Source organism: Aliiroseovarius conchicola (genome assembly GCF_041403445.1).
Taxonomy (GTDB): Bacteria; Pseudomonadota; Alphaproteobacteria; order Rhodobacterales; family Rhodobacteraceae; genus Aliiroseovarius; species Aliiroseovarius conchicola.
This window is the reverse complement of sequence record NZ_JBGEHL010000004.1, coordinates 310,230-321,377: the sequence shown is the minus strand read 5'-3', so window position 1 is coordinate 321,377 and position 11,148 is coordinate 310,230. Positions and strand designations below refer to the sequence as shown.

Sequence of the window (11,148 nt, the reverse complement as noted above, 5' to 3'; positions counted from 1 at the left end):
CAATATCGGCAGGCGTCCAACACGGGTGCCAGAGGATATCTGTCTGGGAGGACAAACAATGAAATTCCTGACCATGGCCGCATCTGCGATCGCGATCGCGGCATCTGTAACGACGGCCACAGCTGCTTGCGACGACGGCGAGATCGTTATCAAGTTCAGCCACGTAACCAACGCTGATAAGCACCCAAAAGGCATCGCGGCGTCGCTGTTGGAAAAGCGCGTGAATGAAGAGATGAACGGCAAGGCTTGTATGGAAGTCTACCCGAACTCGACGCTTTACAATGACAACCAAGTGCTGGAAGCGATGCTGCAAGGCGACGTGCAACTGGCCGCTCCATCCTTGTCAAAATTTGAAGCGTTCACCAAGCAGTTCCGCATTTTCGATCTGCCTTTCATGTTCAAAAACATGGATGCCGTGGACGCGTTCCAGCAATCCGAAACTGGTCAGGCGATGAAAGAATCGATGACCCGTCGCGGTCTTCTTGGACTGGCTTTCTGGCATAACGGCCTGAAGCAGTTCTCGGCCAACAAACCGCTTGAGTTGCCGACTGATGCAGCTGGTTTAAAATTCCGGGTCCAGACGTCTGATGTTCTGGTGGCCCAGATGGAAGCAATCGGCGCAAGCCCGCAGCCGATGGCATTCTCCGAGGTCTATGGAGCGCTGCAAACCGGAGTTGTGGACGGGCAAGAAAATACCTGGTCCAACATCTATGGTAAGAAGTTCTTCGAAGTGCAGGATGGCACGACCGAGACCAACCACGGCATCATCGACTATCTTTTGGTGACCAATGTGGATTGGTGGGAAGGCCTGCCCGCAGATGTTCGTGACCAGCTTTCACAGATCATTGATGAAGTGACTGACGCCCGCAACGGCGAAGCCTTCGCGGTGAACGAAGCGGCAAAGCAGTCCATCGTCGACACCGGCGCAGTCGTTCGCCAATTGACGGATGAGCAACGCGCAGCTTGGGTCGAGGCGATGAAGCCGGTCTGGACTCAGTTCGAAGGTGACGTGGGTGCCGAGAACATCGCAGAAGCCCAGAAAATCAACGGGATGCACTAAGCATCACTGATCAGGGCCCGTTATGTGCGGGCCCTGAACGACGCCTCCAACACCGGCCTTGCGCTCGCGCGGCCCATTCTCATGGGGAGGGGATAGCCATGAGCTCTTCTACACATAAATCTATGGGCTTCGAGGAAACGGCAATTGCCACCATCCTTGGCCTGATGGTGATGGTCACGTTCGCCAACGTGGTCTTGCGTAAACTGTTCAATTCATCCCTGATCTGGGGGCAAGAGGTCACGTTGATCCTGTTTGCCTGGCTGGTTTTGTTCGGGGTGAGCTACGGCGTGAAAGTCACCGCTCATCTGGGCGTCGACGTTCTGACCAATATGATGTCGCCGCGGCTTCGCAGGGCTGTTGCCCTGACGGCGGGGGCTATTTGTATCATCTATGCTTTCTTGTTGCTCAAGGGCGCGTGGGACTACTGGGCGCCATATGCGGCGCTTGACCGGACCTCGGGACGCTGGTTCCCAACAGGGTTCGAGAAAACCCGAGATCAGGCATGGTATATCACCGACCAGGTTCCGATGCCGGACTTCCTGCGCTTCATGGAAGGCTGGATCAATCAGGGCGAGACCTATGACAAGCTGCCCCGCGTGATCCCCTATGCGATCTTGCCGATTGGCACTGCGCTTCTATTGTTTCGTTTCGTGCAGGCAACTTTGCGCATCTGGCGCGGAAAGCAAGACGCGCTGATCGTCAGTCACGAAGTGGAAGACGAGATCGAACAACTGCAAGACCAGAAAGCAGAGGGTTAAGCCATGGATGTCGTCTTTCTATTCGCAATGGTCATCGGGTTTCTGATGATCGGCGTACCGATTGCGGTGGCGCTGGGCATGAGCTCGATCATCTTTCTTTTGGTGTTCTCGGACACATCGCTCGCATCGGTGGCGCAGAGCTTCTATCAGGCCGAGGCCGCGCACTACACGCTCCTTGCCATCCCCTTTTTCATCCTTGCCTCAAGCTTCATGTCGACGGGGGGCGTGGCCCAGCGGATCATCCGCTTCTCAATCGCTTGCGTGGGGCATTTTCGGGGCGGGCTGGCGATTGCAGGCGTTTTCGCATGCATGCTGTTTGCTGCCCTATCCGGGTCATCTCCAGCCACGGTTGTAGCCATCGGGACAATCGTCATCGCGGCCATGCGTCAGGTGGGATACACCAAGGATTTTGCTGCGGGTGTGATCTGTAACGCCGGTACACTTGGCATCTTGATCCCCCCCTCCATCGTTATGGTGGTTTATGCCTCGGCGGTTGAAGTTTCGGTCGGACGGATGTTCCTAGCGGGTGTCATTCCGGGCATTCTAGCCGGCGTATTTCTGATGATTGCGATCTACGTGATGGCAACGATCAAGAACATGCCGAAAGGCGATTTCGCAGGCTGGAGAGAGATCTTATCAAGTTTCGCAGACGCGATCTGGGGCTTGTTGTTGATCGTGATTATCATGCTGGGTATCTATGGTATTCCGGGCGTGACAGGCGGGTTCTTTACCCCAACAGAAGCGGCGGCTGTTGCTTCGGTTTATGCATTCATTGTGGCGTGCTTTGTTTATCGCGATATGGGACCATTGGCGGATCAGGGTGACGGCAAGAAGACGCTTCTGCAAAAACCTCAAGCGCTGATAACGGCGTTCTTTCATAAGGATACCCGTGCAACTCTGTTCGAAGCAGGTCGTTTGACGATTACGCTGATGTTTATCATCGCAAACGCCCTGATCTTGAAACACGTCCTGACCGACGAACAAATTCCACAGCAGATCGCGGGCGCAATGTTGTCGGCCGGGTTTGGCAAAATCATGTTCCTGATTGTCGTCAACGTGATCTTGCTGATCGGCGGACAGTTTATGGAACCCTCGGGCTTGATTGTCATTGTTGCGCCGTTGGTCTTCCCAATTGCGATCGAACTGGGAATCGATCCCATCCATTTGGGCATCATCATGGTGGTGAACATGGAGATTGGTATGATCACACCACCGGTCGGCCTGAACCTTTTCGTGACGTCGGGCGTTGCCGGCATGCCAATGATGCGGGTCGTGAAAGCCGCCGCCCCGTTCCTTGCAGTACTGTTCGTATTCTTGATCCTGATCACCTATGTCCCATGGCTGTCCACTTGGCTGCCAACCAGTATCTTGGGACCAGAGATCATCACAAAATAGAAGGGCGGGCTGCATTGCGCGGCCCACCCTTTCAAAACAGCGCCGGGTCCAAGAGGGCCCGGCGTTTACCGTTTCACTCGCTACAATGACGGGTTTAGCTGTGAAAAGTTGCGAATTGCTGAAAATGCTACGCGGAGCACAGATTTAATGCCTCCGGCGGGGATATTTGCGGAAAGAATATGGCCCCACCTCATTTTCTTTCCAGAAATATCCCGGGGTAGACTTGCCCCGAGGGGCAAGTCGTAGGGGCAGAGCCCCTTCTTATGTCAGCCGCGACCGCGCTTTTCGAACCGCGGCAGCATGGCCGAGAAATCCTTGCCCAGCCCATCTTCGGCCTCGACGAATTTTTCATATAGGGTTGTTGCTTCTTGGCCCAAGGGCGTATCCGCGTCCGCAGCTTCGGCTGCTTGTTGTGACAGGCGGAGGTCTTTCAACATAAGTTCTGCCGCAAAGCCGGGCTGGTAGTCGTTGTCTGCAGGGGATTGGGGTCCCACGCCGGGTGCCGGACAGTAGGCATTCATCGTCCAGCTGTAGCCGGACGAGGTAGACACAACGTCGAACATTTTCTGACGATCAAGGCCAAGCTTGTCGGCCAGCGCGAACGCCTCGCAGGTACCGATCATGGTGACGCCAAGGATCATGTTGTTGCAGATTTTGGCAGCTTGTCCCGCACCACTATCGCCGCAATGAACCGCTTTCTGGCCCATAATGTCGAACAGTGGGTCAGCTTTGGCGAAGGCCTCGGGCGAACCGCCGGCCATGAAGGTCAGCGTGCCGGCTGATGCACCGCCGACACCGCCAGAAACGGGGGCGTCGACCGCCAGAAGGCCAGCATCGGTCGCAAGACTGGCCACATCTCGTGCACTTTCAACGTCGACCGTCGAGCAGTCGACAAAAGCTGCGCCCGTTGCCATGGCGGGCACGATTTCACCAGCGACGGCGCGCAGGATCTGGCCGTTGGGTAACATGGTGATGACCACATCCTGCCCTGACGCGGCCTCGGCGCTTGAGGCGGCCATTTCAACGCCGTCGATCTGGACCTCGGCCATGTCGAACCCCGTGACCTCATGCCCGGCTTTAACGAGGTTCGCAGCCATCGGGCCACCCATATTGCCCAATCCGATAAATCCGATTTTCATGGCATGTCTCCTTCGAATGTGAGTGTCTGATCATTCTTCGGCGCAAGCATCGCGTCGATTTTTTCTTGCGGGATATCATGCAGCCCATAACGCCAGCTTGGCGATCGATCCTTGTCGATGACGGCGGCGCGGATACCTTCGAGAAAATCGCTTTTTTCCATCGCGCGCGACGTGTAGCGGTATTCCATTTCCAGCGCCTCGTGAATTGTCGGCCGCTTGCGGATGTCGCGTATGATGCGAAGGGCGCAAGCCATGGCAAGTGGAGAGTTTTTTGCGAAAGTGCGGGCTGGTGTCTCAAAAAACGGCGCGCAGGCTTTGCCAAGCTCGCCTGCGATTTCCAAAAGCGTTTCGTGGGAAAATATCCTGTCGATCTCGGCCTCAAGGGTCACGAGTTGCTCTGCAATGCGATCCTGCGCGAGCGTATCAAGTGTGTCGATGTCGCCAGTATCGACCAACGCTTTCTTCAGACCATCCCATTTGGTTTCGCTGATAAATGTATCAGCAAATCCAACATAGATCGCATCGGCGGACCCCATCCGGTAACCGGTCAAACCGACGAATTCCCCTAAGTGACCCGGCGCGTTGGCCAGTATCAACGAACTGCCGACGTCGGGCACAAGTCCGATGGCGCATTCGGGCATCGCGATGCGGCTGCTCTCTCCGACGATGCGGTGCGATCCGTGGCATCCAAGCCCCATTCCGCCCCCCATGGTGAACCCTTGCAGAAAACTGACAACGGGTTTGCCGGTGTCCTTAAGATAGGTATGAAGGCGGGCGTTCATCCGATATTCATCGCGCCAGAAATCTTCGCCGTAGATGTAGTTGCCCCTGGTCCCAGCCTCGTACAGCTCAGCGATGTCGCCGCCTGCCGAGAATGCTTTTTCTCCCTCGGCGTCGATCAAGATCAGTTGGACATCGTCGTCGCTGGCCCATTCGATCAGCGCGGCGTCGACGGCGAGGCACATCTTGTATGATAGGGCGTTCAAGGCATGCGGCCGGGTCAAGGTTATGCGCCCAGCTTTCCCTTCTTTTCTTATGAAAATGTCGGACATCAGGCGCGGTCGCGTTCTGCTAGCAATTGGCGGGCAATAATCAGGCGCATGATTTCGTTTGTGCCTTCGAGGATTTGGTGAACGCGCAGGTCGCGCACGATTTTTTCGATACCGTAATCTGACAAATAGCCATACCCGCCATGCAGTTGTAGGCAGCCATTGGCCACATCAAAGGCTGCGTCAGTCACCATGAGTTTGGCCATTGCACAGAATTTCGAAGCGTCATGGGCGCCGTTGTCAAGCTTCCATGCCGCTTGTCGAAGGAAGGTGCGGGCGGCTTGCAGGCGGGTCTCATACTCAGCCAGACGGAATTGCAGGGCCTGAAACTGGTCGATGGTTTTGCCGAAGGCCTTGCGTTCGCCCATGTATTGCAGTGTCAGGTCAAGCGCGCGCTGCGCGCCACCCAATGCGCCGGCCGAAATGTTCAGTCGCCCGCCGTCCAGGCCGGCCATTGCATAGCTGAAGCCTTTGCCTTCTTCGCCCAGCAGGTTTTCGAGCGGCACCTTGCAATCATCAAACTGCACTTGGCTTGTCGGCTGAGATTTCCAACCCATCTTGCGTTCATTGGCGCCAAAACTCAGACCCGGCGTCCCACTTTCGACAACCACGGTCGAAATACCTTTGGGGCCGTCTTCGCCTGTTCGGCACATGGTCACATAGACGTCAGAATAGTTCCCGCCCGAGATAAACGCTTTGTTGCCGTTCAGCACATATCCTTCGTTTGTCTTGGTGGCTCGCGTTTTAAGTGCAGATGCGTCCGAACCTGATCCGGGTTCGGTCAGGCAGTATGAGAAGACCTTGTTCATCGAACACAGGTCTGGCAGCCATTTCTGCTTGCTTTCGGCCGAGCCAAACTTGTCTATCATGCCACCGCACATGTTGTGGATCGACAGGAACGAACCGACCGAGGGGTCGGCCATTGCCAGTGCTTCGAAGACCAATGTGGCGTCTAGCCGCGATAGGCCCGATCCCCCAAATTCCTCGGACACGTAAATGCCGCCAAATCCAAGTTCCGCTAGTTTTGGCCACAGCGACTTCGGGATACTGCCTTCGGCTTCCCAAGTCTCACCGTAGGGTGCGATGTGTTCGTCGCCAAAGCTCTTCGCCATGTCAAAGATGAGCGTTTGCTCTTCGGAAAGCGCGAAATCCATGAAGTTAAGTCTCCCGTGTGCGATGTTGCGGCCACGTTATGGCGCAATCCTTACAGGAGTTTTTCAAGGGCGAGTAGAGTTTCGCCGCAATACCATTTCTGAGGGTGGGATCGGGGCGTGCCCTTAAAGGTCAGCATGGTACTCTTCCACAAGATGGCGGACCACGTCGCGAAGGGCGTCGTCCTTTGATTTTCCGGCCTTTTGGCTTTCTTGGAAGACGCCACGTTGTCGATCGGCTGAGACGCCCATCGTTAGAATGTCTTTGGCAGCGGAGACTTCTTGCAGGCACCCCAGTTGGTCAGCATCTTGTTCGATCAAGCTGAGCATCTCTTCTAGCAAGGCGTGGAAGTCGGTAATTGCACCGATCCCGAAATCGACCAGTCCTTCGTTTATGCCATACCGTTGTGCACGCCATCGGTTTTCCCCAACGAGGAAATTATCGTAGACGCGCCAGCGCTGGTTTTTGGCCTTGAGCCGCCACAACATCCGGGTGAGGCATTGAGTGAGCGCGGCGAGGCTAAGTGTGTGCTCCAACCGCGGCTGAACGTCGCAAATGCGGGATTCGATGGTTGGGAAATGGGAAGATGGACGCAGGTCCCACCAGATCTTCGAACTGTCCTCGATCACGCCTATATCGACCAGCGCTTGTACTGAGCGCTCGAATTCGGACCAGCCAGATAGATGAGGCGGCAGACCCGTCCGGGGCAGGTTATCAAACACAGTCAAGCGGTACGACGCGAGCCCGGTATCATCACCTTGCCAGAACGGAGAGCTTGCAGAGAGAGCCAGTAGGTGCGGCAGGAAATAACTGAGCTGGTTGACCAGATCGATCCGTGTGTCTGGGTCGGGGATGCCCACATGTACGTGCATGCCGCAAATCAGCATACGGCGCACGACACCCGCCAGATCACGTTGCAGATCGTTATAGCGGTCCTTGTCGACGTGATGCTGCTCTTTCCAATCTGCAAATGGGTGGCACGAGGCGGCAATGGGAGCCAGACCATAGTTGGCGGCGTGTTTGGAAACCGTGGACCGCAGTCGCTTTAAGTCCTCCCGGGCTTCACTGATATTTTGGCAAACCCGGGTTCCGACCTCAATCTGACACTGCAAAAATTCAGGGCTCACCTGGCCATCCAGCTCGGCCATGCAGTCCTGCATCAATTGGTCGGGTGCCTGAGCCAATGTCAGGTTCACTGCGTCGACGAGAAGGTATTCTTCCTCGATGCCAATTGAAAACGGCGGTTCTTGCAAAGCCATGGCGCATCCTTTTGCGGGGTCAGACTACATCCAGCTTTGCATCAAAGGTGCAATTCAACAAGTTCCGCAGAGCACTCGCGTTTAGCGAGGCGGCGTTGACATCCAGGATCAATCTAAAATTGCATGTTGACCTTAGGTCACTTGATGGCGTTCAATAGGGGATAAGGCCACGCCGGGGGAAATTGGGTGATTAAGGCCACGTATTATAGCGATCTGAATTTTCTGTTTGTCTGCTGCACCGGACATATCGAGTTTGCTTTGCTGTCCGCCAAGATCGCTGAATGGATCATTGAAATCGGGTCGCGGGAAGGCCGGTTGGTGTTTGTCGATTTGCGTCGACTGCGGACAGTTGACGACCTATCGTCTGGATCGGCCGAATACGTGAATATGCAAAAGAAGCTTTATGAAACCTATCCCGCGGCAAGGCGGATCGCTTTTTTGGCTGATCGGCCTGAAACTTTTGTGATGGTCCGCGCCTTCGAACAACTCGCGCAGGAGAACTTCCCAAGCGACATGGACGTGTTTCGGAATTCGGCAGATGCACTGTCGTTTCTCGGGCTGGAAGGGGATGATATCGATACCTTCGTTGAACGGCTTACGGGCGGCCAAACGCTGGCATAAAAAATGCCCCGGACGAGCCGGGGCATTCAATATCAAACTCTGTCGCGGTCAAGCGACGGTGAATTAGTCCATCGCTTTGAAGTTAAACTCGCCACCTTCCTTGATGCCTGACGGCCAGCGCGAGGTCACGGTCTTGGTGCGCGAATAGAACTTGAAGCTGTCGGGGCCGTGCTGGTTCAAGTCACCGAACATCGATTTTTTCCAACCACCAAAGGTGTGATAGGCGAGCGGCACAGGGATCGGAACGTTGATGCCAACCATCCCAATGTTGATGCGGTGTGCAAAGTCACGGGCTGTATCGCCATCTCGGGTATAGATCGCGGTGCCGTTGCCATACTCGTGATCCATGGCCATGCCGATGGCCTCTTCATAGGTCTTGGCGCGCACAACTGACAGCACCGGGCCGAAGATCTCTTGCGTGTAGATGTCCATGTCGGTGGTCACATTGTCAAAAAGATGCGGGCCAACAAAGAAACCATTCTCGTATCCCTGCAAGCTGAAGTCGCGATTGTCGACGACCAGCTTGGCACCTTGCTCGACGCCAGAGTTGATCAGGCCAAGGATACGTTGTTTTGCTTCGGCGGTTACGACAGGGCCGTAGTCTACATCGTCGCCATCGGTGTAGGGGGCAACGCGCAGTTTTTCCACACGCGGAACCAAGGCATCGATCAGTCGATCCGCAGTTTCTTCGCCCACAGGGACCGCCACCGAAATAGCCATGCAGCGTTCGCCAGCCGCGCCAAAGCCAGCCCCGATCAGCGCATCTGCCGCTTGATCAATGTCGGCGTCCGGCATGATGATCATGTGGTTTTTGGCCCCGCCGAAACACTGCGCACGCTTGCCGTTGGCGGTCGCGCGTGAGTAGATGTACTGGGCAATTGGGGTCGAGCCCACAAAGGACACACCCATGATTGTTTCGTTGTCGAGGATCGCATCCACGGCTTCTTTATCGCCGTTGACGACTTGGAAACACCCGGCGGGCAGGCCTGCCTCGACGAAAAGTTCAGCCAGCATCATGGGGACCGATGGATCGCGTTCTGACGGCTTCAATACAACCGCGTTGCCACAGGCCAGTGCAGGGGCCACGTGCCATAAAGGCATCATAGCGGGGAAGTTGAACGGCATGATCGATCCGACGACGCCCAGCGGCTGGCGCATGGAGTACATGTCAATGCCGGGACCGGCATCATCGGTGTATTCGCCTTTCAGCATTTGCGGGGCGCCGATGCAATATTCCACCACCTCTAGGCCGCGCTGAAGATCGCCTTTGGCGTCTGGGATGGTTTTGCCGTGCTCGCGGGACAGGGCCTCGGCCAGCTTATCCATGTCGCGGTTCATCAACGCGACCATCTGCATCATAACGCGGGCGCGTTTCTGCGGGTTGGTGGCACCCCAGGCAACCTGCGCCGCAGAGGCTTTGGCGATAACCTCATCCACTTCGGCAGCGGAGGCCACGGCCAGATGGGCCTGCACTTCGCCGGTTGCGGGGTTAAAGACGTCAGAGGTGCGGCCGGTGGTGCCTGCAACTTCTGCGCCATTGATGAAATGACCGATATTTTTCATGGTAGATCTCCCAGGGTTTCGCGCAGAGGTTAGGCTTGCAAATATGCTGTGAAAAGGGGAAGTTTTCCAAAAAGGTTTTGCAAATATGCAAAAGGACGTGGGTTGGGGCTCTGCCCCCGGCGCAAATCGGGGATTTGCACCGTCCCCGGGATATTTGTGACAAGAAAAAGGGCATTGAGACGTGGACTGGGATGATCTGAGGGTTTTTTTGGCTGTGGCCCGGGGAGAGAGCTTGTCTCGCGCGGGCAAGGTGTTGAAGCGTGATGCAGCTACAGTTGGTCGCCGGGTCGCAAAGCTTGAGGGCGATTTAGGGGTGCCGCTATTTACCAAATCACCGCAGGGATATGCTTTGACGGAGGGCGGATCGCGTTTGCTGGCCTATGCCGAGCGGGCAGAGCGAGCCGTCCTGTCCGGGGTGGATGACCTTGAGGGTCACACGGGGCGGTTGTCGGGTCAGGTGCGCATTGGGGCCACCGATGGGTGCGCCAGTTTCATTTTGCCACAGGTTTGCGCGGCTATTCAAAAGGAGCACCCAGAGCTTGAGTTGCAGATCGTCGCCTTGCCGCGTGTGATCAACCTGTCGAAGCGCGAGGCAGATATGGCGATCACGGTATCGCCGCCACAGACCGGTCGGATTACGGTTCAAAAAGTCAGTGACTATCATCTACATCTGGCGGCGTCTGAAGATTACCTGGCAGGCGCGCCGCCATTGCGGTCGCTCGACGACCTGCCGGCGCATCCGGTGGTGGGATACATTCAGGACATGATTTTCTATCCAGAGCTTGATTTCTTAACGGATTTGGGTGTGGAGCGTGTCGCGCTTGCCTCGAATTTGGTGTCGGTCCAGCTGGGCATGGTGCGACAGGGCGGCGGGGTCGGAGTGACCCATGACTTTATCTTGCCCTTTGCGCCAAATTTACGACGCGTTTTGATGGATGAGTTATCGATTACACGATCTTTCTATCTGATCCGGCATGAAGGGGATGCGCGCGTTGAACGGTTCGCCCGTGTGGCCGAGGAGCTGGCACGAGGGATACGGGAAGAAGTGGCGCGGCTAGAGGGGTTGGCCTGACAGAGATTTCCTTTTCTGCAAATGCAAACAGCCCTTGACATATTGTTGCGCTTGGGGCGACGCTAAAGACAGAAAAATAC

The 11,148-nt window shown here is 55.9% G+C and carries 10 protein-coding genes; 5 read left to right on the top strand and 5 right to left on the bottom strand.

Annotation, left to right across the window (positions count from 1 at the left end; genetic code table 11):
* Positions 1-58 precede the first annotated feature (58 nt).
* The 3 genes from V6N04_RS09715 to V6N04_RS09705 all read left to right on the top strand — a co-directional run bounded on the left by V6N04_RS09715 (position 59) and on the right by V6N04_RS09705 (position 3,213).
* The gene (locus V6N04_RS09715) at positions 59-1,060 is read left to right on the top strand and encodes a DctP family TRAP transporter solute-binding subunit (protein WP_371169944.1); all 1,002 of its coding nucleotides are present in this window, start codon (positions 59-61) and stop codon (positions 1,058-1,060) included.
* A 98-nt stretch (positions 1,061-1,158) separates the two neighbouring features.
* Entirely contained in the window at positions 1,159-1,818 is a 660-nt protein-coding gene (locus tag V6N04_RS09710; RefSeq protein WP_371169943.1) for a TRAP transporter small permease, read from the top strand.
* A gap of 3 nt (positions 1,819-1,821) precedes the next feature.
* On the top strand, positions 1,822-3,213 hold the full coding sequence (locus tag V6N04_RS09705) for a TRAP transporter large permease (RefSeq protein ID WP_371169942.1): 1,392 nt from the start codon (positions 1,822-1,824) through the stop codon (positions 3,211-3,213).
* 266 nt (positions 3,214-3,479) lie between these two features.
* Here the strand turns inward: V6N04_RS09705 and mmsB are convergent, their stop codons facing one another.
* The 4 genes from mmsB to V6N04_RS09685 all read right to left on the bottom strand — a co-directional run bounded on the left by mmsB (position 3,480) and on the right by V6N04_RS09685 (position 7,812).
* Entirely contained in the window at positions 3,480-4,352 is an 873-nt protein-coding gene (gene mmsB, locus V6N04_RS09700; RefSeq protein WP_371169941.1) for a 3-hydroxyisobutyrate dehydrogenase, read from the bottom strand.
* Entirely contained in the window at positions 4,349-5,404 is a 1,056-nt protein-coding gene (locus V6N04_RS09695; RefSeq protein ID WP_371169940.1) for an enoyl-CoA hydratase/isomerase family protein, read from the bottom strand. Before V6N04_RS09695 ends, mmsB begins: the two co-directional genes overlap by 4 nt.
* Positions 5,404-6,555 (bottom strand): acyl-CoA dehydrogenase family protein, encoded by a 1,152-nt coding sequence (locus V6N04_RS09690; protein WP_371169939.1) that lies wholly within the window; start codon positions 6,553-6,555, stop codon positions 5,404-5,406. The genes V6N04_RS09695 and V6N04_RS09690 overlap by 1 nt, the downstream gene beginning before the upstream one ends.
* Positions 6,556-6,678: 123 nt before the next feature.
* The gene (locus V6N04_RS09685; RefSeq protein WP_371169938.1) at positions 6,679-7,812 is read right to left on the bottom strand and encodes a carboxylate-amine ligase; all 1,134 of its coding nucleotides are present in this window, start codon (positions 7,810-7,812) and stop codon (positions 6,679-6,681) included.
* Between the two features lie 186 nt (positions 7,813-7,998).
* Between V6N04_RS09685 and V6N04_RS09680 the strand changes: the two genes are divergently transcribed.
* A complete protein-coding gene (locus V6N04_RS09680; RefSeq protein ID WP_371169937.1) occupies positions 7,999-8,433 on the top strand; it encodes a hypothetical protein in 435 nt (144 codons plus the stop codon).
* Between the two features lie 63 nt (positions 8,434-8,496).
* Here V6N04_RS09680 and V6N04_RS09675 read toward each other — a convergent pair whose 3' ends face one another.
* A complete protein-coding gene (locus V6N04_RS09675) occupies positions 8,497-9,996 on the bottom strand; it encodes a CoA-acylating methylmalonate-semialdehyde dehydrogenase (RefSeq protein ID WP_371169936.1) in 1,500 nt (499 codons plus the stop codon).
* 181 nt (positions 9,997-10,177) lie between these two features.
* Here V6N04_RS09675 and V6N04_RS09670 point away from each other — a divergent pair, with 181 nt between their 5' ends.
* On the top strand, positions 10,178-11,068 hold the full coding sequence (locus V6N04_RS09670; protein ID WP_371169935.1) for a LysR family transcriptional regulator: 891 nt from the start codon (positions 10,178-10,180) through the stop codon (positions 11,066-11,068).
* Positions 11,069-11,148: the final 80 nt, after the last annotated feature.

Bases quoted from the DNA above. Each gene is read 5' to 3' on its own strand.
- V6N04_RS09690 (WP_371169939.1), bottom strand. From the start codon at position 6,555: ATGGATTTCGCGCTTTCCGAAGAGCAAACGCTCATCTTTGACATGGCG.
- mmsB (WP_371169941.1), bottom strand. From the start codon at position 4,352: ATGAAAATCGGATTTATCGGATTGGGCAATATGGGTGGCCCGATGGCT.
- V6N04_RS09715 (WP_371169944.1), top strand. From the start codon at position 59: ATGAAATTCCTGACCATGGCCGCATCTGCGATCGCGATCGCGGCATCT.
- V6N04_RS09675 (WP_371169936.1), bottom strand. From the start codon at position 9,996: ATGAAAAATATCGGTCATTTCATCAATGGCGCAGAAGTTGCAGGCACC.
- V6N04_RS09710 (WP_371169943.1), top strand. From the start codon at position 1,159: ATGAGCTCTTCTACACATAAATCTATGGGCTTCGAGGAAACGGCAATT.
- V6N04_RS09705 (WP_371169942.1), top strand. From the start codon at position 1,822: ATGGATGTCGTCTTTCTATTCGCAATGGTCATCGGGTTTCTGATGATC.
- V6N04_RS09695 (WP_371169940.1), bottom strand. From the start codon at position 5,404: ATGTCCGACATTTTCATAAGAAAAGAAGGGAAAGCTGGGCGCATAACC.
- V6N04_RS09685 (WP_371169938.1), bottom strand. From the start codon at position 7,812: ATGGCTTTGCAAGAACCGCCGTTTTCAATTGGCATCGAGGAAGAATAC.